Source organism: Glycomyces arizonensis DSM 44726, from assembly GCF_000482705.1.
GTDB lineage: Bacteria > Actinomycetota > Actinomycetes > Mycobacteriales > Micromonosporaceae > Glycomyces > Glycomyces arizonensis.
In genome coordinates, this window is sequence record NZ_AXWO01000001.1 from 548582 (window position 1) to 570951 (window position 22370).

General features: G+C 69.0%; 25 protein-coding genes and 1 pseudogene. 14 read left to right on the plus strand and 12 right to left on the minus strand.

From position 1 onward, the window contains the following. Window positions 1-42 precede the first annotated feature (42 nt). Window positions 43-1404 (minus strand): class II 3-deoxy-7-phosphoheptulonate synthase, encoded by a 1362-nt coding sequence (locus H613_RS0102555; RefSeq protein ID WP_026922568.1) that lies wholly within the window; start codon window positions 1402-1404, stop codon window positions 43-45. 189 nt (window positions 1405-1593) lie between these two features. On the opposite strand from H613_RS0102555, the gene H613_RS0102560 reads away from it, so the two are divergent. The 4 genes from H613_RS0102560 (at window position 1594) to H613_RS30595 (ending at window position 4038) form a co-directional block, all read left to right on the plus strand. Further along, window positions 1594-2217 (plus strand): cyclodeaminase/cyclohydrolase family protein, encoded by a 624-nt coding sequence (locus H613_RS0102560; RefSeq protein ID WP_026922569.1) that lies wholly within the window; start codon window positions 1594-1596, stop codon window positions 2215-2217. Continuing rightward, a complete protein-coding gene (locus H613_RS0102565) occupies window positions 2214-3062 on the plus strand; it encodes a bifunctional 5,10-methylenetetrahydrofolate dehydrogenase/5,10-methenyltetrahydrofolate cyclohydrolase (protein ID WP_026922570.1) in 849 nt (282 codons plus the stop codon). Before H613_RS0102560 ends, H613_RS0102565 begins: the two co-directional genes overlap by 4 nt. A 283-nt stretch (window positions 3063-3345) precedes the next feature. Next, window positions 3346-3726, plus strand: coding sequence for a hypothetical protein (locus tag H613_RS0102570; protein ID WP_035735565.1), 381 nt, complete (start codon window positions 3346-3348; stop codon window positions 3724-3726). Between the two features lie 105 nt (window positions 3727-3831). Beyond that, window positions 3832-4038, plus strand: coding sequence for a hypothetical protein (locus tag H613_RS30595; RefSeq protein ID WP_156925776.1), 207 nt, complete (start codon window positions 3832-3834; stop codon window positions 4036-4038). Window positions 4039-4148: 110 nt separating this feature from the next. On the opposite strand, the gene H613_RS0102580 is transcribed toward H613_RS30595, so the two are convergent. Together H613_RS0102580 and H613_RS0102590 are read right to left on the minus strand one after the other, a co-directional pair. Then, window positions 4149-5177, minus strand: a complete 1029-nt coding sequence (locus tag H613_RS0102580) for a 6-phosphofructokinase (protein WP_026922572.1) — start codon at window positions 5175-5177, stop codon at window positions 4149-4151. 480 nt (window positions 5178-5657) lie between these two features. Further along, window positions 5658-6203, minus strand: a complete 546-nt coding sequence (locus H613_RS0102590) for a polyadenylate-specific 3'-exoribonuclease AS (RefSeq protein WP_026922573.1) — start codon at window positions 6201-6203, stop codon at window positions 5658-5660. A 326-nt stretch (window positions 6204-6529) separates the two neighbouring features. Here H613_RS0102590 and H613_RS0102595 point away from each other — a divergent pair, with 326 nt between their 5' ends. Beyond that, entirely contained in the window at window positions 6530-7222 is a 693-nt protein-coding gene (locus tag H613_RS0102595) for a Crp/Fnr family transcriptional regulator (RefSeq protein WP_026922574.1), read from the plus strand. Between the two features lie 275 nt (window positions 7223-7497). Here the strand turns inward: H613_RS0102595 and H613_RS0102600 are convergent, their stop codons facing one another. Further along, the gene (locus tag H613_RS0102600) at window positions 7498-8178 is read right to left on the minus strand and encodes a lysophospholipid acyltransferase family protein (protein WP_026922575.1); all 681 of its coding nucleotides are present in this window, start codon (window positions 8176-8178) and stop codon (window positions 7498-7500) included. Window positions 8179-8325: 147 nt separating this feature from the next. On the opposite strand from H613_RS0102600, the gene H613_RS0102605 reads away from it, so the two are divergent. Continuing rightward, on the plus strand, window positions 8326-9096 hold the full coding sequence (locus H613_RS0102605; RefSeq protein ID WP_026922576.1) for an alpha/beta hydrolase: 771 nt from the start codon (window positions 8326-8328) through the stop codon (window positions 9094-9096). After that, window positions 9089-9547: a hypothetical protein gene (locus H613_RS28830; protein ID WP_051392844.1), complete on the plus strand. Its 459-nt coding sequence runs from the start codon at window positions 9089-9091 to the stop codon at window positions 9545-9547. The genes H613_RS0102605 and H613_RS28830 overlap by 8 nt, the downstream gene beginning before the upstream one ends. Before the next feature lies 1 nt (window position 9548). On the opposite strand, the gene H613_RS23950 is transcribed toward H613_RS28830, so the two are convergent. Together H613_RS23950 and H613_RS0102620 are read right to left on the minus strand one after the other, a co-directional pair. Next, on the minus strand, window positions 9549-10178 hold the full coding sequence (locus H613_RS23950) for an alpha/beta fold hydrolase (protein ID WP_051392845.1): 630 nt from the start codon (window positions 10176-10178) through the stop codon (window positions 9549-9551). Further along, window positions 10175-11530 (minus strand): flavin-containing monooxygenase, encoded by a 1356-nt coding sequence (locus H613_RS0102620; RefSeq protein ID WP_026922577.1) that lies wholly within the window; start codon window positions 11528-11530, stop codon window positions 10175-10177. The genes H613_RS23950 and H613_RS0102620 overlap by 4 nt, the downstream gene beginning before the upstream one ends. A 135-nt stretch (window positions 11531-11665) precedes the next feature. On the opposite strand from H613_RS0102620, the pseudogene H613_RS32850 reads away from it, so the two are divergent. Continuing rightward, window positions 11666-12781 (plus strand): annotated as a pseudogene (locus H613_RS32850) (cytochrome P450); the annotation flags it as partial. Between the two features lie 512 nt (window positions 12782-13293). Here H613_RS32850 and H613_RS0102635 read toward each other — a convergent pair. Then, the gene (locus H613_RS0102635) at window positions 13294-13965 is read right to left on the minus strand and encodes a hypothetical protein (RefSeq protein ID WP_156925779.1); all 672 of its coding nucleotides are present in this window, start codon (window positions 13963-13965) and stop codon (window positions 13294-13296) included. A gap of 118 nt (window positions 13966-14083) precedes the next feature. Here H613_RS0102635 and H613_RS0102640 point away from each other — a divergent pair, with 118 nt between their 5' ends. After that, window positions 14084-14923: a TetR/AcrR family transcriptional regulator gene (locus H613_RS0102640; RefSeq protein ID WP_026922581.1), complete on the plus strand. Its 840-nt coding sequence runs from the start codon at window positions 14084-14086 to the stop codon at window positions 14921-14923. A gap of 57 nt (window positions 14924-14980) precedes the next feature. On the opposite strand, the gene H613_RS0102645 is transcribed toward H613_RS0102640, so the two are convergent. Then, window positions 14981-15811 (minus strand): SDR family NAD(P)-dependent oxidoreductase, encoded by an 831-nt coding sequence (locus H613_RS0102645; protein WP_026922582.1) that lies wholly within the window; start codon window positions 15809-15811, stop codon window positions 14981-14983. 95 nt (window positions 15812-15906) lie between these two features. On the opposite strand from H613_RS0102645, the gene H613_RS23955 reads away from it, so the two are divergent. Beyond that, on the plus strand, window positions 15907-16500 hold the full coding sequence (locus H613_RS23955; RefSeq protein WP_035735568.1) for a TetR/AcrR family transcriptional regulator: 594 nt from the start codon (window positions 15907-15909) through the stop codon (window positions 16498-16500). Here H613_RS23955 and H613_RS0102655 read toward each other — a convergent pair. From H613_RS0102655 to H613_RS0102665, 3 genes are read right to left on the minus strand one after another with little or no spacing between them, the layout of a single operon-like run. Then, window positions 16497-16730 (minus strand): DUF397 domain-containing protein, encoded by a 234-nt coding sequence (locus tag H613_RS0102655; RefSeq protein WP_035735570.1) that lies wholly within the window; start codon window positions 16728-16730, stop codon window positions 16497-16499. The genes H613_RS23955 and H613_RS0102655 overlap by 4 nt on opposite strands. 14 nt (window positions 16731-16744) lie before the next feature. Next, window positions 16745-16981, minus strand: a complete 237-nt coding sequence (locus tag H613_RS0102660) for a DUF397 domain-containing protein (RefSeq protein ID WP_026922584.1) — start codon at window positions 16979-16981, stop codon at window positions 16745-16747. Then, on the minus strand, window positions 16978-17838 hold the full coding sequence (locus H613_RS0102665) for a helix-turn-helix domain-containing protein (RefSeq protein ID WP_026922585.1): 861 nt from the start codon (window positions 17836-17838) through the stop codon (window positions 16978-16980). The genes H613_RS0102660 and H613_RS0102665 overlap by 4 nt, the downstream gene beginning before the upstream one ends. A 234-nt stretch (window positions 17839-18072) precedes the next feature. On the opposite strand from H613_RS0102665, the gene H613_RS0102670 reads away from it, so the two are divergent. Together H613_RS0102670 and H613_RS30600 are read left to right on the plus strand one after the other, a co-directional pair. Then, window positions 18073-18414: a hypothetical protein gene (locus H613_RS0102670; RefSeq protein ID WP_026922586.1), complete on the plus strand. Its 342-nt coding sequence runs from the start codon at window positions 18073-18075 to the stop codon at window positions 18412-18414. Further along, window positions 18407-18889 carry a hypothetical protein gene (locus tag H613_RS30600; protein ID WP_156925780.1) on the plus strand — a complete coding sequence of 161 codons (483 nt, stop codon included), beginning with the start codon at window positions 18407-18409 and terminating at the stop codon, window positions 18887-18889. Before H613_RS0102670 ends, H613_RS30600 begins: the two co-directional genes overlap by 8 nt. Before the next feature lie 25 nt (window positions 18890-18914). On the opposite strand, the gene H613_RS0102675 is transcribed toward H613_RS30600, so the two are convergent. Then, complete coding sequence (locus H613_RS0102675) at window positions 18915-19760, minus strand: NAD(P)H-binding protein (protein ID WP_026922587.1); 846 nt, start codon at window positions 19758-19760, stop codon at window positions 18915-18917. 86 nt (window positions 19761-19846) lie between these two features. Here H613_RS0102675 and H613_RS0102680 point away from each other — a divergent pair, with 86 nt between their 5' ends. Both H613_RS0102680 and H613_RS0102685 read left to right on the plus strand, forming a co-directional pair. Further along, window positions 19847-20794, plus strand: a complete 948-nt coding sequence (locus H613_RS0102680; RefSeq protein WP_026922588.1) for an AraC family transcriptional regulator — start codon at window positions 19847-19849, stop codon at window positions 20792-20794. A gap of 31 nt (window positions 20795-20825) precedes the next feature. Further along, complete coding sequence (locus H613_RS0102685; protein ID WP_026922589.1) at window positions 20826-21686, plus strand: phosphotransferase; 861 nt, start codon at window positions 20826-20828, stop codon at window positions 21684-21686. The last annotated feature ends 684 nt before the right edge of the window (window positions 21687-22370 follow it).

Consider the following 22370-nt stretch of genomic DNA (forward strand, 5'->3'; position numbering starts at 1 on the left):
GGGGCGTCCCCGGGCGGGGACGCCCCTGCCACGCGGTACTTGTCAGTGGCGCAGCATCTCGGCCACGAGGAACGCCAGCTCCAGCGACTGCTGCGTGTTCAGGCGCGGGTCGCAGGCCGTCTCGTAGCGGGAGGACAGCTGGTCGTCGCGGATCTCCTGGGCGCCGCCGACGCATTCGGTGACGTCCTCGCCGGTCAGCTCGATGTGGATGCCGCCGGGGTGGCTGCCCACCTGGCGGTGCACCTCGAAGAAGCCGAGGACCTCGTCGACGACCTGGTCGAACGCGCGGGTCTTGTAGCCGGAGGCGGCCTCGTAGGTGTTGCCGTGCATCGGGTCGCACTGCCACACGACCTTGCAGCCCGCCGCCTCGACCTTCTCGACGATCGGGGGCAGGACCGTGCGGACGTTCTTGTGGCCCATGCGCGTGATGATCACGAGCTTGCCCGGGACGTTGTCCGGATTGAGCTTCTGGCACATCTCCACGACCTGCTCGGGCGTGGCGGTCGGGCCGATCTTGCAGCCGACGGGGTTGGCCACGCGCGACAGGAAGTCGATGTGGGCGCCGCCCAGCTGGCGGGTGCGCTCGCCGTTCCACAGCATGTGCCCCGACAGGCCGTAGGCCTTGCCGTCGAAGATGCGGGTCAGGGCCCGGTCGTACTCGATGGCGAGCATCTCGTGGGAGGCGTACACGTCGGCGGTGTGGAGGGCGTCGTCCTCGACGCCGCAGGCGGCCATGAAGGCGACGGCGCGGTCGATCTCGCGGCCGATCGCCTCGTAGCGCTCGCCCGCGGCCGAGTTGCGGACGAAGTCCTTGTTCCAGTCGTGGACGGCCTGGAGGTCGGCGAGGCCGCCCTTGAGGTAGGCGCGGAGCATGTTCATCGCGGCGGCGGCGTTGGCGTAGGCGCGGATCATCCGCTGCGGGTCGCACACGCGCGCCTCGGCGTTGGCCTCGAGCGAGTTGAACATGTCGCCGCGGTAGACCGGCAGGCCGAGCGCGTCGGTGGCCTTGGAGCGCGGCTTGGAGTACTGGCCGGCGACGCGGCCGACCTTGATGACCGGCAGCGACGCCCCGTAGGTGAGCACGACCGCCATCTGCAGGAGCGTGCGCATGTTCGCGAGCACGTGGTGCTCGGTGTTGTCCAGGAACGTCTCGGCGCAGTCGCCGCCCTGGAGGAGGAAGGCGCGTCCCTCGCAGACCTCGGCGAGCTGGTTGCGCAGGTGGTCGACCTCATAGGGGGCGACGATCGGCGGGACGCCCGCGAGCACCCCGGCCACGTCCTCGACCTCGGCGTAGTCAGGCCACGGCGGAGTCTGCTCCCTGGGCAAGCTCCGCCAGGCGTCGAGCTGATAGCGCTCGGCTTCCTCCGCGTCGGCTACGACGGGGACGAGACCAGGGTTTCGCAGATCATGCCATTGGCGGTTCACGCGGCAATCGTACTTGGGTGTTTCGGCCGGGTACAAAGCCGTTTCGGCCTTCCCAGTGGGTGAACCGGCACACGCGAGCGCTCATCGCCTCCGGCACTGACACGCCGACACGCCACATTCGGTCGATCGCAGACATCCCACCTCTCGGAACGCGTCTACGCTGGCCTGGTGCGCAAGACGACGATTGAAGACTGGCTGACCGACCTGGCGTCGGAGCTGCCCGCGCCCGGCGGCGGCGCGGCGGCGGGCATGAACGCGGCGACCGGAGCGGCCCTGGTGTCGATGGTGTGCAACCTGACGATCGGGAAGCCGAAGTTCGCCGAGCATGAGGAGGTCATGCGCGAGGCGCTGGCCGAGGCCGAGCGGCTCCGCGCCGAGGCCCTCCAGCTCGCCGAGGACGACGCCGAGGCCTTCTCGGGCGTGGTGGCGGCCTACAAGCTGCCGAAGGGCACCGACGAGGAGAAGGCGGCCCGCACCGCGGCGATCCAGGCCGGGCTGGCCGAGGCCGCCGAGGTGCCGCTCGCCGTGGCGAAGGTGTCGGCGCAGGTCATCCGCCTCTCGGGACGGATCCTGGACGGCTCGAACCCGAACGTGCTCTCGGACGTGGCCGTGGCCGCGTCGAGCGCGAAGTCGGCGCTGGAGTCGGCGGCGCTGAACGTCGACATCAACCTGGTGTCGATCAAGGACGCCGAGGTGCGCGAGCGGCTGGCAAGCGCGCTCAACGAGTCACTCCAGGCGAAGGTGCAGGCCGAGGCGATCATGCAGGCCGTGGCGAAGAGGATCAGGGCGTGAAGGACATCGACGGGCGCGCGGTCGCGAAGGCGCTGCGCGAGGAAGTGACCGCGGCGGCCGAGCGGCTGCGCGGCGAGGGCGTCGTGCCGACGCTGGCGGTGGTCGTGCCGACCGACGACGAGGGCACGGCCTGGTACGTGCGGTCGATCGCGAAGACCGCCGGGAAGGTCGGACTGGACTGCCGGATCGAGCAGTTGGAGAACCCCGGCCGCGACGAGATCGTGGCGAAGCTCCAGGAGCTCTCGGCCGACCCGGCCGTGCACGGCGTCATCTGCCAGACGCCGCTGCCCGAGGGCGTGACCCTCGCGGAGGTGGGCTGGCACATCAGCCCGTTCAAGGATGTCGACGGCGCGAACTCGGAGAGCCTGGGCCGCCTGGCGCAGGGGCGGCGCACGTTCGCCCCGGCGACGAGCGCGGCCGTGCTGGAGCTGCTGAAGCACGAGGGCGTGGAGCTTGAGGGCACGCGGGCGGTCGTGGTGGGGCGCTCGACGGTGGTCGGCAAGCCCGCGGCGCTGCTGCTGGTGAACGAGTCGGCGACGGTGACCGTGTGCCACTCGCGGACCAAGGACCTCGCGGCGGTGTGCCGGGAGGCGGACGTGCTGGTGGCGGCGGTGGGCCGCGCGCAGATGATCGGCGCGGAGTTCGTCAAGCCCGGCGCGGTCGTGATCGACGTCGGCACGAACCCGACGCCGGACGGGGGTCTGGTCGGCGATGTGGACTACAAGGCGGTCGCGCCGCTGGCAAGCGCGATCACGCCGGTGCCCGGTGGCGTCGGCCCGGTGACGACGATGCTGCTGCTGCGCCACACGGTCGAGGCGGCCGAGCTGGCGAAGACGCACCGCTGAGGGCTCGGGGACGGCACAAGGCCGCACCGGAGATCCGGATCCGCGGCATCCGCACCGCTGAGGGCTCGGGGGCGACACCCGAGTCCGCTCGCTCGCGAGGCCGTGTGGGCCTGGCCGACGGGTCCGGCTGCGGGAAGCGGTCCGTTCGCTCGCTCCGCGAGGCCGTGAACCGGCCTCGCAGCGAAGACGAAAGGCCCGAGCTGCGCAAAGTGGAAGATTCCCGACAGACATGGGAGACTACCGCGCGTAACGTCAAGGATTCGTTACACGTAGGAGGTCTGGTATGACACGTCGTCTTGCCTTCGTGGCGACCGTCGCCGGCATGCTCGTCGCCGTCGCGAGTCCCGCGATGGCCTTCCAACACGACCGGGTGCACAACCCGTGGCTCCACGGATTCCTCGACATCGCGAGCCTCGCGATCGTCATCGCTCCGATCTGGACGGCGCTGCTGTGGGGCGCCGGGCGCAGCAGGTGGCTCCTGGCGGGGATCGTCCTCATCGTGCAGGTGCCGGTGGCGGTCCTGGCGTTCGTGCCCGCGGTGTCACACGCTCTCCAGGGCGCCGGCCTCGGGATCGGCCTGGCGATCACGATCGCCGCGATCGTCTACACCAGGCGCGCGGCGCGCGCCGAGAAGAAAGCGGCGGCACAGGCCGCCGGAACCTAGCTCGAACCCGAACGCCCGTCCCCGGGCCGAGAGCACGCGCAGGTCGGGGCAGCCGCGGAAGGGGCCGTCGAAGCCGTCGGCACTGCGGTAGGCGTGCCAGGAGCAGTGCTCCTCGCCGACCCATCCCCAGGCCCGGTGGGTCTCTGCTCCGGCGAACCGGTACACGCCGACGCTGAGCAGGCGGCCCGCGACCGGACGGCGGTAGAAGTCGGCGTCGAGTCCCGTGATCGGGACGCCCTCGAAGTCGACGTCGAGCAGGGTCTTGTGAAACGTGAAATCGGTGAGCTGCGGGAGCTCGCCGGTATCCCCTGAGAAAGCCACTGGCACGCCCGGTCTAACGAACCGGACGTGCCAGTGGTTGTGCTTCGCACGGGGATATCAGTGCGGGCCCGCGCCCTGCGGAACCGCAACAGACCTCGGCCCTAGGCGCCGAAGAAGACCTCGGCGTCCTTGTAACGCTCGACCGGAACGGTCTTGAGGACGTCGGTGCCCTCGTGGATCGGGATGCGGACGATGTTCGTGCCCTGGAGCGCCATCATCTTGCCGAAGTCGCCGTCGTTGACCGCGGCGGCGGCCTCCAGGCCGAGGCGGGTCGCCAGGACCCGGTCGAACGCGGTCGGGGTGCCGCCGCGCTGGAGGTGGCCGAGGATGATCGCGCGAGTCTCGGAGCCGGTGCGCTTCTTGATCTCACCGGCGACCCAGTCGCCCACGCCGCCGAGCTTGACGTGCCCGAAGGCGTCGACCTCGGCGTCCTTGAGCTGCATCTCGCCGCCCTTGGCCGTGGCGCCTTCGGAGACGGCGACGATGGTGGCCTTGCCGGCGTCCATGCGTTCCTTGACGAAGTCGGCCACCTGCTGCATGTCGAACTCGACCTCGGGGATGAGCACGGCGTTGGCGCCGCCCGCGATGCCCGCGTGCAGGGTCATCCAGCCGGCGTGGCGGCCCATGACCTCGACGACGATGCAGCGGTCGTGCGACTCGGCGGTGGTCCACAGCCGGTCGATCGCCTCGGTGGCGATGTTGACGGCGGTGTCGAAGCCGAAGGTGTAGTCGGTGCCCGAGAGGTCGTTGTCGATGGTCTTCGGGACGCCGACGCAGTTGACGCCGTCGGCGGTCAGCTTCGTGGCGACGCCCAGCGTGTCCTCGCCGCCGATGGCGATCAGCGCGTCGACGTCGAGCGCGGCCATGTTCTTCTTGATCGCCTCGACGCCCCCCTCGATCTTGTAGGGGTTGGTGCGGGAGGAGTGCAGGATCGTGCCGCCCTGGTCGAGGATGTTCTCGACGGTGTCCCAGTCCAGAGGCTGCGTGATGCCTTCGATCGGGCCCTTCCAGCCGTAGCGGAAGCCCACGAACTCGTGGCCGTATTCCTTGGTGCCTTTGCGGACCGCGGCACGGATGACCGCGTTGAGACCGGGGCAGTCACCGCCGCCGGTGAGCACGCCAATGCGCATGCGTCGTACTCCCTAGAGTGAGATTCTGTCAACTGGGCGGCTTCATTGCCGAAAACTCCGCTCAGCCTATCTCGGCACTTCGCGGCCCCGGCCCGGGGCCGCAAACCCGGTCGGCCACACGACCCGGCCCTCAAGCGGCACGGAGACGTCGCGCCCGGCCCCCGCGCGCGGGCGAGCGGTGCCGTCTCAGTCGAGCTCGCAACCGCCCGGCACCGCCCGGCCCCGCCCGGCCCCGCGCGCGGGCGAGCGGTAGCCGAAGAGCGTGAACTCGATGAACTCGAGCCCGCCCCGGGCGGGCGAACGCACGGCCCGGCGCCCGGGCGAAACGGCGACGCCGCGCTTGACTCCGCCCCTCGCCCCGCACTGTTCACTCCGTAAGTCCGGTCGGGTGCGCCGTGCCTTCCGCCGGACTCACCCGAAGTATCACACCCGAGCATACAAAGGTTATATCTTATAACATATAACCTCACCCGATGTAGATTACAGGCTATAAGAATCCTCGGAGCGACCCTTGCGGGCCGCCTCCAAAGCGGCCCAGCGGTCGAGGTTGAGTTTGGCGTCCGTCAGCGCGTCGTGGAGTTCGGAGTCGGGCGCGACCGGCAGTTCCGGGCGCCCCAGGTCGTCCCAGCGCTGGCGCAGGTCCTTGGTCATCCGCGGCAGCGCCCGCGGCAGCTCCGGCATGGCGCCCCACAGCTGCGCGAACACCACATGATCGTAAGCGCCGTACCAGGCCCACAGCTCGATGCGCTCCCCCGGATGCGAACCGGTCTTCTTGCGCACCGGCGAGACCAGGAATTCGTACAGCTCGTCGCGGATCGTCGCGCGGTCCTTCCACAGCGAGCTCGCCGGTCCGGGCAGCTTGTCGAGCACGTTGCGCCGCACCCACTCTATTGCCCTAGATGGATCGAATTCCGTTGAGACGGCGTAATACTCGCGACCGAGTTCATCCACGACTCCGATGGAGACCAGTTCGATGGTGCGACCGTCCTCGATGAATTCGCAGTCGTAGAAGTATCGGTACGCCACACATCGGCCTTTCATACGCTCTCGGGCGGCATCCGCGGACCTCCCGGCCCCCGCCCGTATGTCGCCGGACTGGCGTCGACGCTACGCCATACGATCTGGTGACCGGTATCTGACCTCGCAATCCGCATGTGAGAACCCGGATACCGGACATTAGACGCTAAAATACGTAGAGTTGATCGTACATTCGGCCGAGCGACAACTGCGCCGCCTGAACACACGACCCAACGGAGCGTGAAGTTTCAGACACTAGGCCCTGTACAACTACGGAAAAGACAGCGATCATCGGAGGGAACCCGCGGACCGGTCCCACCGAAGGGGGAAGAACTATGGGTGTCAGCCCATCTGAAGACCCGCTAGCAGGCGTCGCCATGTTCGCCGGCCTCGACCCGCAGGCCCGGCGCAAGATCGCCGATGTGGCGGTACCCCGCCACTATCGCCGAGGGCGTCTGCTGTTCTTCGAAGGTGAGGCAGGCGAGTCTTTGATCATGATCCGGTCCGGGGCGGTGAGCGTCTTCCGCACCGCCGCAACGGGTGAGCGCGCCATGCTGCACGTCGCCCGCGCCCCCGAAGTCCTCGGCGAGGTGTCGCTGCTGGACGGGTCGCCCCGCTCCGCCTCGGCGGAGGCGCTGGAGGACACCGCGGCGCTGGCGCTGGCCCGCTCGTCGTTCCTCGAACTGGTCCACGGCAGCCCCAAGATGCTGGACGCGGTGCTGCGGTCGATGGGAATGATCGTCCGCCGCCTCACCGAGCAGTCTTCCGACCACGTGTTCCTCGACCTCCCCGGGCGAGTGGCGAAGACGCTGGTGCGCCTGGCCGAGCAGCACTCCTCCCCCATGACGACCATCGAGTTGAACCAGACCCAGCTGGCCGAGATGGCCGGCGGTTCGCGGCAGAGCGTCAACCAGGCGATCGGGATCTTCGCCAACCGAGGCTGGTTGCGGACGGAGGGCCGCAAGATCGTCGTCGTGGACCTCCCGGCGCTGCGGCGCAGGGCTGGCTTCGGAGGAGCCGAAGGATGAAGCAGAGCGGCGGCGGCGAAGGGTGAAGCACAGAGGCGGAACCGAAGAGTCAAGCACAGAGCCGGAACCGAACAGTGAAGCACAGAGGCGGAACCGAAGAGTCAAGCACAGAGCCGGAACCGAAGGGCGGAGCGCAAAGGCAGAGCCGAAGCGTGCTGCGCCACGGTGAAAGTAAAGGGCAGAGCGCGGCGGCGGAGCGGAAAGGCGAAGCACCGTAGAAGGAACACGGGGGCGTGGATGGAGGGCAAATCAGAAGGGTCGTAGCGGGCCCGAGCTCAGGCGCCCTTGTCCTTCTTCTTGACGTTCGCGGCGTACTCATCGACGTAGTCCTGGCCCGACAGCTCCCGCAGCGCGTCCATGACCTCGTCGGTCACCGCCCGCTCGACGGTCCGGTCGCCCACCAGACCCGAATAGCGGCTGAAGTCCAGCGGCGGCCCGATCTTGAGGCGCGCCCGTCCGAAGCGCGGCAGCCGCCTCCCGATCGGTTGCAGCTCACCGGTGTTCATCATCGCCACCGGCACCACGCATGCCCCGGTCTCCAGCGCCAGCCGCGCCACCCCGGTCTTCCCGCGGTACAGGCGCCCGTCCGGCGAGCGCGTCCCCTCGGGGTAGATCCCGAACAGCTGCCCCTCCGACAGCACCCGCTTCCCCGTGCCGAGCGAGGCCTGGGCGGCGTCGCCGCCCGCGCGGTCCACCGGGATCGCGCCCACCGCCCGCATGAACGTACGGGTGAGCAGGCCGCCGACCCCGCGGCCGGTGAAGTAGTCCGACTTCGCGATGAACGTGATGTGCCGTTTGACCACCAACGGCAGGAAGACGGAGTCGAACACCGCCAGATGGTTGCTCGCCAGGATGGCGGCCCCCGATTCGGGCACATGGTGGAGCCCTTCGGTCTGCGGACGCCATATCGCCCATAGGATCGGCCCCAGCAGCGCCTTCAACACCCGGTAGATCACGGACCCAAGCGTATAGGTACCGATCAATCGAAGGCCGCCCCGCGTCCGCGCCGCCGGGGCGCGCACCTGCGCAGTGGCCGCTTCTGTCCGGTCCGTGCGAGAATGGGCGGGCGGCATGAAGCATCTGATTCTCCTGGAGGCGGCGGCGTGTCAACCGAATCCGAGGCGTTCACGTTCGACGCGGGCCCGAGCGCCGAGGCCACGATGCTGCTGTGCCACGGCTTCACCGGGGACCCGTCGAGCCTGCGCCCGTGGGGCGAACACCTGCGCGACGCGGGGTTCAACGTCGTCTGCCCGCTGCTCCCGGGGCACGCGCTCCCCTGGCGCGAGCTGGCCAAGACGCGCTGGCCCGAGTGGTACGGCGCGATCGAGCGGGGCCTGGACGCGGCGCGCGGTTTCGGGCGGCCCGTCTTCGCCGGGGGCCTGTCGATGGGCGGGACGCTGGCGCTGCGCCTCGCCGAGCACCGCGGCGGCGAGCTCAGCGGCCTGGTGCTGGTCAACCCGGCCATCTACGACGACAAGCCGCACGGTTTCCTGGCGCCGGTGCTGCGCTATGTCATGCCCAGCGTCGGCGCGATCGGCTCCGACGTGGCCAGACCCGACGTGCGCGAGAAGGCCAGCGACCGGACGCCGCTGGCGGCGTTCGCGTCGGTGCGGCGGCTGTGGAAGGTCACCCGCGCCGAGCTGCCCCGCGTCACCGTCCCGGTCCGCATCTTCACCAGCGCCGTCGACCACGTCGTCCATCCGCGCAACAGCGCCGTCGTCAAGGCGGGGGTGCGTTCGAAGGACGTCGAGTCGACCGTCCTGCCGCGCAGCTACCATGTGGCGACCCTCGACTACGACGCGGAGACGATCTTCTCCGGAACCGTCGAGTTCATGACCAGGCAGTTGGCCAAGACGCGAGGTGCCCATGACTGACCGCGAAGAGGAACCGGAGCCAGGCGGCGAGCTGCGCCCCGAGGACGTCGACCGGCGGTTCAACGAGCTCATCCGCGACCTCGACGTCGACGTCGACCACTCCGCCGAGCCGCCCGCGCCACCGACCCCGCCGACGCCGCCCCCGCCTCCCGAGGACGAGGAGCCGACGCTCCTGGAGCTGTGGGACACGGAGCTGCCCGACGACGAGGAGGACGACTACGTCCCGCCCGACCCGCCGCCGATGCCGTGGCCGAGCCTGCCCGCGATCGGCGGCGTCCTGTGCGTCCTCGGCGGCCTGTTGCTCCTGGTGCGGCCGAGCATCGCGCCGCTGGGCACGAACCCGGGCCGCGTGGTCGGGTTCCTGGTGTTCGTGCTGGGCGTGTGGCTGCTGGTCAACCGGCTGCGCGACGACTCCTCGGACGACGACAAGGACGACGGCGCCGTAGTCTGACTCAGTCCTTGCTGCCCAGCCAGGAGAGGACCGCGTCGAGCAGCCCTTCGGCGCCTGCCCCGGTGAAGACGTCCCCCGAGTTGCCCGCGAACGTCAGCGGCGCGACGCCGTAGGCCTCGGCGGTCGCCTGCGCCTCTTTCGACTGGGCCTCGGCCTCGCCGACGGCCAGGAGCACCTTCGGCTCCCCGACCGGTCTCGGCGGCTGCTTCGGCATCTTCTGCGGCGACACCAGGACGAGCGCGGCGGCCGGATAGCGGCCCGCGGCCAGCGCGGCCCAGGCCGCACCGGAGCCGTGGCCGACCAGGACGGCCTGGCGCGGGAGGCCGATAGCGGCCTGGACGACGTCGTGAGCGCAGGCCTCAAGGCCGCCCGGAGCGGCTGGCGTGCTGCCCTGGCCCCGGACGCTGACGGCGGCGGCGTAGCGGCCCGCCCCGGCGATGCGCTTGAGCCACAGGCCGCCGAAGGCCGCGGCGCCCGCGCTCTCACCGGTGCAGCACAGGACCGGCGAGGCGTCGGGATCGTCCCTGGCTTCGATCTCAAGCAGGTCCGAGGGCTCGATGACGGCGATCTCGCGCTTGACGGAGGCGGGCTCGGGGGTGCGGGTGCGCCGGACCCAGACTTGCAGACTCACTTCGCGGGCTCCTGTTCGAGTGTGTCGATGATGCGGCCCAGCCCGGCGAGGTACTCCTCGGCATCGACGGCCAGGTGGTGGCGCGGGGAGACCCCGGTCGAGTCGACGGCGTACTGGGCGGATTCGCTGACGACCTGCTGGCGGAAGTTCGCGGCCCGCTCGGGGTCGCCCTTGCGGATGTGGAGCCAGTGGGCGATCGCGTGGGTCTGCCAGTGGAAGATGGGCAGCGCGCCGACGCCAGGTTCGACGAGGCCCGCCACCGCGAGCGTCTCGACGCGCGGGGAGAACATGCGGGCCAGGAGCTTGGGGTACGGCGAGTCGCCGTCGACGCCGAGGAGCCCGGGTGGGCAGCAGCCGATCTTGGGCTTGTAGCCGGTGGCGAGGACGACGACGTCGGGGCGGACGGTGGTGCCGTCGGTGAAGGCCACCTCGCCGCCGTCGAAGCGGGTGACTTCGCCTCGGTGCTGGATGGAGCCGTCGCCGACGTGTTCGAGGTAGCGGCCGTTGCGGATGGGCTCCTCGTCGGTGTGCTTGTGGTCGGGGGCCTCCATGCCCATGCGGGCCGAGAGCTCGCGGTGGCCCTTGAGGAGGCGGTCGGTCAGGAAGCCGCGGAGCCAGCGCGGGCGGCGCTGGAGCCGGGCGAGGGCGTAGTCGGCCGGTTCGCCGCCGAGGTATTTCGGCAGGTACCAGTAGCCGCGGCGCACAGAGTGGACGCATTCGGCGGCGTTGACGGCGGCTTCGCAGGCGATGTCGATGCCGGAGTTGCCGCCGCCGACGACGAGGACGGTCTTGCCGCGCAGGCGGGAGCCGTCCTTGAGCTGCGAGGAGTGCAGGATGGTGCCGCGGAATCCGTCTTGGCCCGGATACGAGGGCAGGTTGGGGACCCAGTGGTGGCCGGTGGCGATGATGACGGCGCCGTAGCGCAGGCGGCGGGCGGCCGACCCGGCGGCGGGCTTGACGACGATCTCGAAGCGGGAGCCCTCGACGGGTTCGATGTGGGAGATCTCGGAGCCGTACCAGATGTGCTCGGCGAGGCCGAAGTGGGCGGCGTAGCGCTTGAGGTAGTCGAGCATCTGCGCGGCCGAGGGGTAGTCGGGCCAGTCGTCGGGCATGGGGAAGTCGGGGATCTCGGTCTGCGAGCGCGAGGTGACGAGATGGGTGTGGGGGTAGAGGGGGCTGTGCTGGTTCTCTGGGTTCCACAGGCCGCCGAGCACGGTGTCGCGTTCGTAGCAGTCCACTTCGAAGCCGTTCTCGCGGAGGTTCTTGACCGCGATCAGGCCGGCGGCTCCGGCTCCGATGACGCAGACGGCCTCGCCACGGTCGTAGGCGGCTTGGGAGGAGTACTCCTGCAAGGGGCTTGCTCCTTCTGCTGGGGGCGACTGATGGGACCGGCTCGGCGCCCCTTCGCATACGGCGGAGGCGCCGGGAGACTGCAAGCAGATTACCGTGAGCGGGGTTCATACGTTCGGGGGAGGTAGGCTGCGCGCGTGCTGTTCGAGCTGTGGAAACATTCCCCGGACGGGGCCGGCGTGTTCCGTGGGGAAGGGCAGGTCGTAGTGTCCTCGCACCGGTTGGCGAGGGAGGTGCTCCTCGACGGGGGGCGGTTCTCCCCGGCGAACGCGCTGGACGCGGTCACGCCGCTGCCCGCGGCGGTGCTGCGGGAGCTGGCGAGGCACCGGTTCCGGCTTCCGGCGACGTTGGCGAACAACGACACCGGGACGCACTCCTCTATCAGATCAGCGTTCGCGGAGACGTTCGCGCCGCATCGAGTGGAGGCGCTGAGGCCGTGGCTGAGGGGCCTGACGCGCAGGGCGGCGCTGAAGGTGGCGCTGCGACTGCGCGAAGGCAAGGCGGTGGACCTGGACAAGGCGGTGTCTTCGGAGGTCCCGCTGGCAGCGCTGGCAAGGCTGCTCGAACTGGACGTGGACGAGGCGGCGGAGGTGAAACGCTTCTCCAGGGCGGCACTGGAACTGTTCTGGGGCAGGCCGGATCTGGACCGCCAACTGGAATTGGCGAAGATTGTGGGCCCCTACCACGCGGTACTGCGCGGATGGGCGGCGAAATCAACCGGCGCGACGCGGCAGGTGCTGAAGGAGCACGGCGAGGACGCGGCGACGGCGGCGCTGTTCTTCCTCCTCGTAGCAGGCCAGGAGACGACGTCGCAGTTCCTGACGCTGCTGCTCCACAAGCTGATCGAGGAGCCCAAGCTGCTGGACGCGCCCGCGGCGGCGGTGGTCGAGGAGGGACTGCGGCTGCTGCCGCCGCTGGTGTCGTGGCGACGATTGGCCGCCAGAGACACCGAGATCGGCGGGATGCCGGTGAACAAGGACGAGTCGATCCTGGTGTGGTTGGCGGCGGCGGGAGCGGACGAGGGCGTGGCCGAGTGCCCGCACCGAATGAAACCAGGTCAACGAGGCTCAAGGCGCCACCTGGCCTTCGGCGCGGGGGCGCACAGGTGTCTGGGCAGCCAGCTGTCGAGAATGGAAGCGGAGGTAGTGGTGTCCGAACTGGCTCCCCTATTGCGCCGCTGCGAAGTGGTAGCGGCCCCCGTCAGCGACGAGAACCTCTCCTTCAGAATGCCGAGCCCGCTGGTGGTGGCGCTGAGCGGCTCGTTACGGGGTCGGCCACCTGGCCCCGATCCACGCCCGCATCTGCTCCCAGTCCGCACGGTTCGCGATGCTCGGATGTACGGGAAGGGATTCGTGGGTGCCGTCGCGCCGCCATACCGTCAGCGTGTCGCCGGAGGCCACGAGCCGGTCGGCCGGATTCAGGCGCACCTCCTGCTCGCCGTTGCCGATACCGCCTCGGTAGGTCATATACCGAGGGGCGACCAGGATGTAGTAATGCGCGCGGCCGGTCCACGCCCGCCAGGCATGGACCCCCAGGTACAGGCTCACAGCGCCCATCACGACGTACCAGATCACCGCATGGCCGGTGAGGAAGCCGCCGACGGTCCCGAAGACGGGGAACACGAAGGCACCCGCGTTTCCCACGACGAGCCGCCACATCGAATACCGCACCCGTATCGATTGTTGGTCCACATGTTCGATTGTGTCGCATCTGGAGCATGCGCGGACGCCGGGTCCGTACGCCCAGGCGCCCGCCCCCGGTCTCGCTATGCGGCCGACTGGGCGGCCTTGTGGGGCTTTCTGATCGTGCGGACCATGAGCCACACTGCCAGCACCGCCAGGAGGACGCCGACGATGTAGAGCCCGGCGACGATGCCGCCGAGGCCGGGCACGTCGTAGGCGATGTCGAGGCGGCCTTCGACGTTCGCCGAGCCGTCGGCGTTCATGGCAATCGGCGTGAGTTCGCCGGAACTTTCGGCGTCCCATTCATAGGTCCGGGTGCCGTCGCCTTCGAGCGTGAACGCCCAGATGTCGGCTTCGGCGCCGGGCGTCTGCGGTGCGCCGCCGTCGATGTGCTCTTCGGTGGGGCCTTCGGTGCCGGTGGCGCGGTGGATGGCGGTGTGCTCGACGCCGTCGAGGAACGCGGCCGCGTCCTCGGGGTTCGCGAAGCCGACGAACTGGTCCTTCTCCGAGGTGACCTCGATGTAGACGGCATCGGCGAACCCGAGGTCGGTGTAGTCGGATCCGTCCCAGGAGTCGCCGACCACGGCGTAGGCGTCGGTTGCGTAGTCGGCGCCGTCGATTTGGAGGCGGCCTTGGTCGTCGGTCATGGCCTGCACGGTGACGGCGACCGACAGGACGATCAGCGCGAGCAGCAGCAGGAGGGACTCGCCGGTGATGGCGAGGGCGCGGTGCGGGCGGTGCGGTCGGCGTGCCATGTGGGTCTCCTTCATAAGGGTGTCTGGCGGTGGTGCGCTGGTAGCCTCGTGGGGGTGCCAGTATTGGACCCAAGGTACCAAACTTGAGACATGATGTTTCATATTGAAAGGATGAGCCGTGCCACAGCAACCGCAGGAAACCGGCCTCGGCCGCCGCAGGCGGCGCATTTCGGACACCGAGACCGAGGAACGAATGCTGGCCACGGCCGTCGAGATGATCAACGAGACGGGGTTGACCGTCAGTTTGGAGCACCTGCGGCTTGAGGACGTCATCCGCGCCGCCGGAGTCGCCCGGAGCGCGGTGTACAGGCGGTGGCCGTACAAGGACCTGTTCTTCGCCGATCTGCTGCGCGAACTCGCGCGGGGAGCCGACGCGGCGACCATCGGCGAGCTGGAGTCGAAGCGCGGCATAGCGCAAGCCGTCGCCGAGCATGCCGATTGGGTCGAGACGCCGGAGGGGCGAGAGCGGCTGATCGCCGAGCTCATCCGCGGGGCACGGGACTTCGAGACGCTGCGGCGTTCGAGTGCGTGGCGGACTTATCTGGCGCTGCACGCGACGTTTTTGAGCTTGGAGGAGGGGCCGCTGCGCGAGGACGTGGGGGCGATCCTGGAGGAGTCGGAGGCGGGGTTCGTCGAGCGGATCTCGGAGAGCTACCGGGAGTTGACCGGGCTGTTCGGCTACCGGATCCGAGCCGGAAGCGGCGTCACCTTCGAGCAGCTGGCGGCGATGGCGAGTGCGGCACTGCGCGGGATGGCGCTGATGGAGCCGACGATCCCGATGATCGAGAAGGAGCGGGTGCGCAGTGCCGCATTCGGTGGTGCAGAAGCCGAGTGGTCGCTCCCGGGGCTGGCGGCGGGCGCGGTGATCCTGACGTTCCTCGAAGCGGACCCGGAGATCGAATGGGACGAGGCCCGCATCGAGCGGGTCAAGCGCGAGCTCGTCGAATTCCGCTCATGAACGGGGCGCCGGTCCCCCGCTCATTCACCGGTGGCTCGATGCCGCTTCGACCCGTGGTCACCGGCCGTCGAGGAGTTCGCGGGTGAGTCCGTGGAGCCGGTCGGCCGATTCGAGGTCGAAGTCCTTGCCGGTCAGCGGTATAGGCGTGCGGCGGCGGAAGGCGGCGACCGGCTCGGTCGGCGGGTGGTCGATGCGGTCGACCATCGGCACGACCGCCTTGTCGACTCGCTGGGCCAGGAGCCAGGCCAGGGTCTTGGTCAGCGCCCGCTGCGGTTGCGGCAGCGGATCGGCCATGCCGGTCTTGACGAACATCGGGTTGTACAGGACATAGCGGATCCGCGTGCCCGAGTGGCGCCGCGGAAAGTCGACGCCGAGCAGGTCGTTGCAGCGCGAGGCCTGCATGGAGGCGTTCTTGCCGGTGTAGCCGTGGTGGAGTTGCGGGTCGTCCCAGTAGATCTGGCCGGGCAGGCCGCCGGGACCGGCCAGGTTGAAGACGACCGGGGTCTCGGACCGGTCGAGCAGACCGGTCAGGGCGTGGCCGATGACGAAGCGGCTGAGGTAGGACAGGGCGAAGGTGTACTCGAAGCCGTCGGGGGTCTCCTCGCGGTGGGGGCGGAAGCGCTGGGTGGCGAAGACGAGCCCGTCGAGGCGCTCGACCGTGGCCTCGGTTTCGGCGATGACGGAGCGCATGCCGTCGAGGGTGCTCAGGTCAGCCCGTAGGAAGTGGGCGCGATCGGCCGCGCCGAGCCGCTCGGCTTCGGCCAGGAGCGCCTTGCCTTTGGCGGGGTTGGTGCCGACGGCGATGAGACGGTCGCCGCGGGCCAGGAAGTGCAGGCCCAGTCCTTTGCCGATGCCGTCGGTGCCGCCGGTGATCAGGTAGGTGCGCATGAGGGTTCGTGCCTTTCCACATAAGTCATCGATCGATGACAAAGGTTAGCCGAAGGCGCTCGATAAGTCAACAAGTGATGACTTATGCTGACTTCATGAGCGAACCCAAACGCCGCGACAAGGCGGCGACCCGAGCGGCCCTGCTGGAGGCGGCCCGCCGCCGCTTCGCCGAGCATGGATTCGACGGCACCGGCGTGCGCGACATCGCCGCCGACGCCGGGGTCGACGCGACGCTGATCTTCCGGTATTTCGGCTCCAAGCAGGCGCTGTTCGAGGCGGCCGTCCGCGTTGAAGTGCCGGAGGGCCTCGGGCGGCAGGTGGGCGATGAACAGGCCGCATCGCCCGAGGCGCTGGCCGAGGCGCTGGTGCGCGAGGTCGTTTTCGCTGACCGGCCCGAGCACGGCGGTGAGCATCCGCTGCTGGTCATGCTCCGCTCGGCGGGACGGCCCGAGGTCCGCGCGCGGCTGCGCGAGGAGGTGTGCGAGGGCTATCTGGCCGACTTCGCCGAGCGGTTGGGGGGCGATGACGCCGAACTGCGCGCCGAGCTGGTGGGGGCGCTGCTGATCGGCATGGGGCTCATGCGGTCGGTGATCGGCTCGCCGGAGCTGTCAAGGGCCTCGTTCGAGCAGACGAGGGGTCTGGTCAGAGCCATGGTCGCGGCGCTGGAGGGCGAGAAATCGCAGGGCTAGAAGTCGAACTCGCCGTCTTTGGCTCCGGCGAGGAAGGCGTCCCACTCGGCACGGGGGTAGACGATGACCGAGCCCTCGGGGTGGTGGGAGTGACGGACGGCGACCCGCCCCGAGCCGTCGGAGAGCGGACCGGCCTCGACGCACTGGCCACCGTTGCTGGAGCTGCGGGTGCTGGTCCTCCAGCGGATCCCAGCCAGTTCTTCGGAGGAAAGCTGCTGTTCGGTGCTCATCGGTATCCCTTCGATCAAGAGAAGTCGAACTCGCCGTCTTTGGCTCCGGCGAGGAAGGCGTCCCACTCGGCGCGGGTGTAGACGATGAGCGAGCCCTCGGGGTGGTGAGAGTGCCGGACGGCGACCCGCCCCGAGCCGTCGGAGAGCGGACCGGCCTCGACGCACTGGCCGCCTCCGCTGTCACTGCGGGAACTGATGCGCCAACGGATTCCAGCCAGCTCGTCGGAAGAGAGCCGCTGCTCGGTGCTCATTCGATCTCCTTCAAGCGCTTGGCGATCAGAGCGGCGGACTCCTTCGCAGTCAACGCCGATCGGTCGAGGTCTTGCCATACGCTTTCAAAACTACTCACCTTCGGTTCCTCGACGTACAGGGCGCCCGCAGTCGTCTCGACATATGCGATGGCCGGGTATGGTTCCGGCATCTCATAGAGGTTGAAGCTGCCGTTGAGACCTGCGTGGGGTCCCGCCTCGGTCGGGATGATTCGGATCGTGATGCCGCTTCGCCTTCCGATCTCAAGCAGGTGCTGAAGCTGCTCACGCATGACGGGCTCTGATCCAGTGGTGCGATCGAGTACCGATTGCTCCAGCACGGCATCGATGCACGGTACCCGATCAGCGGCCAGGATCTGCTGCCTCTCGATGCGCAGGTCGACCCAACGCTCGATCTGCGCCGCAGACGCCTTGCTTCGTTCGAGCCGGTTGATCACCGCTTCGGCGTAACCGCGTGTCTGGAACAGCCCGTACACCAGGAGGTGCTGGTAGGTGCAGATGCGCTCCGCCCTGCTTTCCAACCAGGGAACATTGATGAAGTCGGCTCCCAGATCATTCTGGTGGTCGTCCCACCAGTTGCGTTGCCACGCTTCATCGCAGACTTGCTGAAGACTGTTGCGGGTGCGCTCGTCCTCAACTCCGTAGAGGGTCAGCAGCCCGATGACATCGACACGCCGAAACGGAAACAAGCCGCTCTCATATCGTCCTAGCATCGTGGCATCGCGCTGGATGTAATCAGCAGCGTCCGCCTGCGAGATTCCACGCTCTTTCCGCAGGTCACGCATCTTCTCGCCCAGCCATTGCGAGCGAAGGTTCGGCTGAGGACGCGACTTTGTCACGGCTTCCTCCAACAGGTATCGCAGATTTTTAAGAACCAGATCTATGCAGACTTGCACAGTTCAGGTTCATGTGCCTTGATACCAATCAAGCGTGAGAGGTCCATCACGGGATTCTGGCGACAGGGTTCACGAGAGCAGACATTTCATGCCCTCCACAGAAACCGACCGGGGCGGGTCAAACGGCCTAGCAACCAAGTCCCGCCCCGGTCTTAAACAACACGGAGGTTGCACACCGTGTCAGCACCCATTGTCGCCCACGCGACCGTCAAGACCAAACCCAATCCGCCACGCGGCGCCGAGCTGGAACGCGGTTCCTTCGCCGACAGCGTCCGCACCTACACCGTCCGCGCCTCCAGTCAGACCGCGCCTGACTCCTTCCAGGTCCACACCGGCGATGCCCGCGACATCGTCCTGGTCATCTCCGGGCTCAACACCGGCGAACTCCACGCCACCTGGGGACCGGGCTGGCGCACCGCCTCCGAATCCTGGCGCGAATGGGCCGAGGCCCAAGCCTTCATGGTCTTCTACAACGGCGAACAGCCTTCGACCGCCAATGTGCGAGTTTGCAATGGTTGAACCCGAGGGCACCTATCTCGGCGAGTTCCGGCGCGGTCCGGCGATCTTCACCGTCTTCCAAACGGCCCTCGCCCCGCGCGCCTTCCGCGTCGACTGCTCAGACGGCAACGGCCCGTCCGAAGTGTGCACCTTCACCGACCGTCCCGGCTCCGGTCCGAAATGGCACGGCGCCTGGAACGGCGATGAGTGGTGCGCCTGGATCGAACTCGAAGCCCGCAAGGTCACCGAACGCTCATTACCGAAAGCTCGGGCACGGCGGCCGGCCGAACCGTTGTCGCGCTCATGGCCGTCACAGCACCGCCGTGCCCGACCACCGCTCCGCGATGCGCGCCTTCCCAGGACGACGGCAACAACATCGCGGGGCACCGGGGCCGGTCGATCGGTGGGGATCGACCGGCCCTCGTCTGTCCCGGAGCGAACGGCATCGGCGTTCGACCATGCCCGCCACCCCGTTGCGCCCCACCGGGCATGGTGACCGCTCGTGAGTCGACCGGCCTCGGTCAGGCCGACCACGCCCCGGCCTGCGCCGTGCTTCGCGCCCAGTCGGTGAAGTCGCGCGGCTCCCGGCCGAGCACCTGCCGCACACCGTCGGAGACGTACTCGGAGCGGTGGTTGCGGATCACCGCGAGCAGGTCGCGGAGCGAATCGGCCACCTCTTGCGGCACGCCGTAACCGACGAGTTCGGCGACGTGCTCCTCGGGTTCGAGCTCGACGTAGCGGATCGGCCGCCCGGTCGCCGCGGTCAGCTCGGAGGCGACCTCGGCCAGGGTGAGCGTGCGCGGGCCGGACAGCGAGTAGGTCTCGCCGATGTGCTTCGGGTCCAGCAGCGCGGCCACCATCACCTCGGCGATGTCCTCGGTGTCGATCCACGGCTCGGCGCCCGTGCCCGCCGAGGCTCGGAGTTCGCCCGCCATCACCGAGTCGTAGAAGAAGTCCTCGCTGAAGTTCTGCATGAACCACGAGGGCCGGACGATGGTCCAGTCGACGCCGCTGTCCTTGACCGCGTTCTCCAGTTCGAGTCCCTTTTCGTAGACCGCGAACTCGCGGCCGGGGCTGCCGACGCCGCGGCCGGACAGCAGCACCAGCCGGCGCAGTCCGTCCACCGCCGCCTGCCTGATGAACCGTCCGGCCTGTTCGAGGCCCTGCGGGTCGACCGGCGGGGCCATATAGGCCGTGTCGATCCCGGCCACCGTCGGCGCCCAGGTGCTTTCGTCGTACCAGTCGAAGCGCTGCGCGCTCGACCGCGAGGCCGGTCGGGTCGGGACGCCGCGCGCCTCGAGCCGCTCGGTGATGTGGCGGCCGGTCTTGCCCTTGCCGCCCAGGATGAGCATCGTTTCGTTGATCATGTACTCAAGTACATCGCGGAGAGGTGAGACAAACCATGGTTGAGAGGCGCACTTCCATGTCTGATCGTCTCAGATATGCTTCCGGTATGGATGTGCTCGATGATCTGCTGGCCGGTGCCAAGGCGAGCGACGGCGTCTTCAACCTGACCATCATGGACCCGCCGTGGGCACTGCACATCGTGGAGCAGGCACCGCTGGCGCTCGCCTCACTCGTCCGCGGGTCGGCCTGGATCGTCAGAGACGGCATCGAGCCGGTCCGGATGGAGGAGGGCGACGTCGCCATCGTGCGCGGCCCCGAACCATACATCGTGGGCGACGAACCGGAGACCGCGCCGCAGCTGCGGATCCATCCGGGCGGACGCTGCGAGCCGCTGCCCGGCGCCCCTGTCGACTACAGCGCGCGGCTCGGGGTCCGGACGTACGGCGGCCGTCCCGAAGGCGCCGCCATGGTGATCAGCGGCACCTACCGGCTCGACGGCGACATCAGCGGCCGACTGCTCGCGGCCCTGCCGTCGGTGCTGGTGGTCCCGGCCGCCGACGTGGCCGGGCACGTGATGGAGACGATGCTCGCCGAGATCCAGAGCGACGAACCCGGCCAGCAGAGCGTGCTCGACCGGTGGCTCGACCTGGCGCTGATCACCACACTGCGGGCCTGGTTCGCGCGCCCGGAATCGCACGCGCCGGGGTGGTACCGGGCGCAGAGCGACCCGGTCGTCGGTCCGGCACTCCGTCTGCTGCACGACGATCCGGCGCATCCGTGGAGCATCGGCGAGCTGGCCGACCGCGCCAACGTCTCCCGCGCCACCCTGTCGCGGCGCTTCACCGCCCTGGTCGGCGAGGCGCCGATGGCGTACCTGACCGCCTGGCGGATCACCTTGGCCGCGGATCTGTTGCGGGCCACCGACGACACCATCGAGGCGATCGCCCGCCGCGTCGGCTACGCGAACGCCTTTGCGCTGTCCGTGGCCTTCAAGCGCGTCCGCGGCGTCACCCCGACGACCCACCGCCGGTCTCGCGACCGCCTGGCCGCCTGAGGGACAGGCGACCGCGACTATGCTTGCCCCGATGGCCCACCCGATCGGCACGCTCGCTCCTCATCAGCGTGCGCTGATCGAAGCCTGGTTGCCCGGTGTCGAGATCGAAGCCGACATGAGTTGGGGACTGGTCGAGACCACCGTCCTGCGGGCCAGGGTGGGCGAGCAGGCCGTCGTCGTCAAGGCGGGCGGTGCCTCGGATCATCACATCGAGCGGGAGATCCGCGCGCACCGCGAATGGACCGGGCCGTGGGTGCGGTGCGGCCGGGCCGCCCGGATGCTCCATGCCGATGTCGAGGCCAAGGTCCTGGTGACCGAATACCTTCCCGGGGCGCTGGTCCAGGGCACGGCGGCGGCCGCCGCGATGGACACGTACGTGCAGGCCGGTGAGCTGCTGCGCGCATGCCACGCGCAGGCGGCGATCGAGGACGGCGACTACGAGCCGCGGATGAACGCCAGAGCGCTGGCGTGGCTGGACGGGCCGCATCGGATCGCGCCAGAGGCCGCCGAGGAGCTCCGGTCCATGGTCCGGTCGTGGCCGTCGGCCACGGTCACGTGTGTGCCGACGCATGGCGACTGGCAGTGCCGGAACTGGCTTCTCGACGATGGGGTGCTGCGAGTGATCGACTTCGGGCGGGCGGGCCTGCGACCGGCGGCCGAGGACTTCGAGCGCCTGGCCGTGCAGGAGTTCGTCTGGCATCCCGGCGCGGAGGAGGCGTTCCTGTCCGGCTACGGCACGGACCCGCGCGAGCCCGACGTCTGGTTCCGACAGCGTGTCCGCTCGGCGATCGGCACGGCGTGCTGGGCCCACCGGATCGGCGATCGGGACTTCGAGGCGCAGGGGCACAGGATGATCGCCGATGTGCGCGCGGAGGCCGCCTCGCGGCGTTGACGGGCGCGGGCCGTGCGGCCTGGCGCCCGTCCATATCCGCGCAATGTGGTCTTCGTCGGCCTTTGCCAGTGGACGAGTTCGCCGTCGACTCAGTCGATATCCACCGTGCCCGCCTGGGGGCGTCGACCCGGTCGGGATCGCTCTCGGCGAGGGTGATCACCGAAGTCCCTTCTCGCAGTTCGAGGTCGCCGCCGTGGTGCCGACCATGTTCCGGTACTGCGTTCCGTAGAGCTCCGCTGCCGCCGCTCGGACACCACCGCTCGCGTGCGAACTATCGATCGCCGAACATCGATGCCTATCGAAGGCCACCGCTTGTCGCTCGGCAGGGTCGACCGGTCCCGTCTCGCATGATCGGGGCGGCGCCTGGGGAGCCCGGCAATGGCCCTTCGTTCGCGGGCGGGGTTGGTCGTGTGCGTGGTTACGGTGCGCTGAGGCAGCGACAAAGACGAAGCAGCCTGGCTCTGCTCTGCTTTCGGCGGTGGGGTGGCCGTGGGTGCGGCTTCAAGCCGGCGGCGACAAAGACGGGACCTCCTCCCCGGGCCCCTCTTCGACGCCGAGGCCCGTCTTATTCCCTTGTGGAGTGATTACGGGGGGTTGCCTGTTGCCTGTTGCCTTGGCGGGGTTGGGGTTCGGTCCCGAAACATGAAACCTTTCGCATCCTTCGGGTGATGACGAACCGGCCCT

Coding starts and splice junctions, on each gene's coding strand:
- H613_RS0102570 (WP_035735565.1), top strand. CDS start 3,346: ATGACACGTCGTCTTGCCTTCGTGGCGACCGTCGCCGGCATGCTCGTC.
- H613_RS0102580 (WP_026922572.1), bottom strand. CDS start 5,177: ATGCGCATTGGCGTGCTCACCGGCGGCGGTGACTGCCCCGGTCTCAAC.
- H613_RS0102595 (WP_026922574.1), top strand. CDS start 6,530: ATGGGTGTCAGCCCATCTGAAGACCCGCTAGCAGGCGTCGCCATGTTC.
- H613_RS28830 (WP_051392844.1), top strand. CDS start 9,089: ATGACTGACCGCGAAGAGGAACCGGAGCCAGGCGGCGAGCTGCGCCCC.
- H613_RS0102635 (WP_156925779.1), bottom strand. CDS start 13,965: ATGGCACGCCGACCGCACCGCCCGCACCGCGCCCTCGCCATCACCGGC.
- H613_RS0102645 (WP_026922582.1), bottom strand. CDS start 15,811: ATGCGCACCTACCTGATCACCGGCGGCACCGACGGCATCGGCAAAGGA.
- H613_RS23955 (WP_035735568.1), top strand. CDS start 15,907: ATGAGCGAACCCAAACGCCGCGACAAGGCGGCGACCCGAGCGGCCCTG.
- H613_RS0102655 (WP_035735570.1), bottom strand. CDS start 16,730: ATGAGCACCGAACAGCAGCTTTCCTCCGAAGAACTGGCTGGGATCCGC.
- H613_RS0102660 (WP_026922584.1), bottom strand. CDS start 16,981: ATGAGCACCGAGCAGCGGCTCTCTTCCGACGAGCTGGCTGGAATCCGT.
- H613_RS30600 (WP_156925780.1), top strand. CDS start 18,407: ATGGTTGAACCCGAGGGCACCTATCTCGGCGAGTTCCGGCGCGGTCCG.
- H613_RS0102675 (WP_026922587.1), bottom strand. CDS start 19,760: ATGATCAACGAAACGATGCTCATCCTGGGCGGCAAGGGCAAGACCGGC.
- H613_RS0102680 (WP_026922588.1), top strand. CDS start 19,847: ATGGATGTGCTCGATGATCTGCTGGCCGGTGCCAAGGCGAGCGACGGC.
- H613_RS0102685 (WP_026922589.1), top strand. CDS start 20,826: ATGGCCCACCCGATCGGCACGCTCGCTCCTCATCAGCGTGCGCTGATC.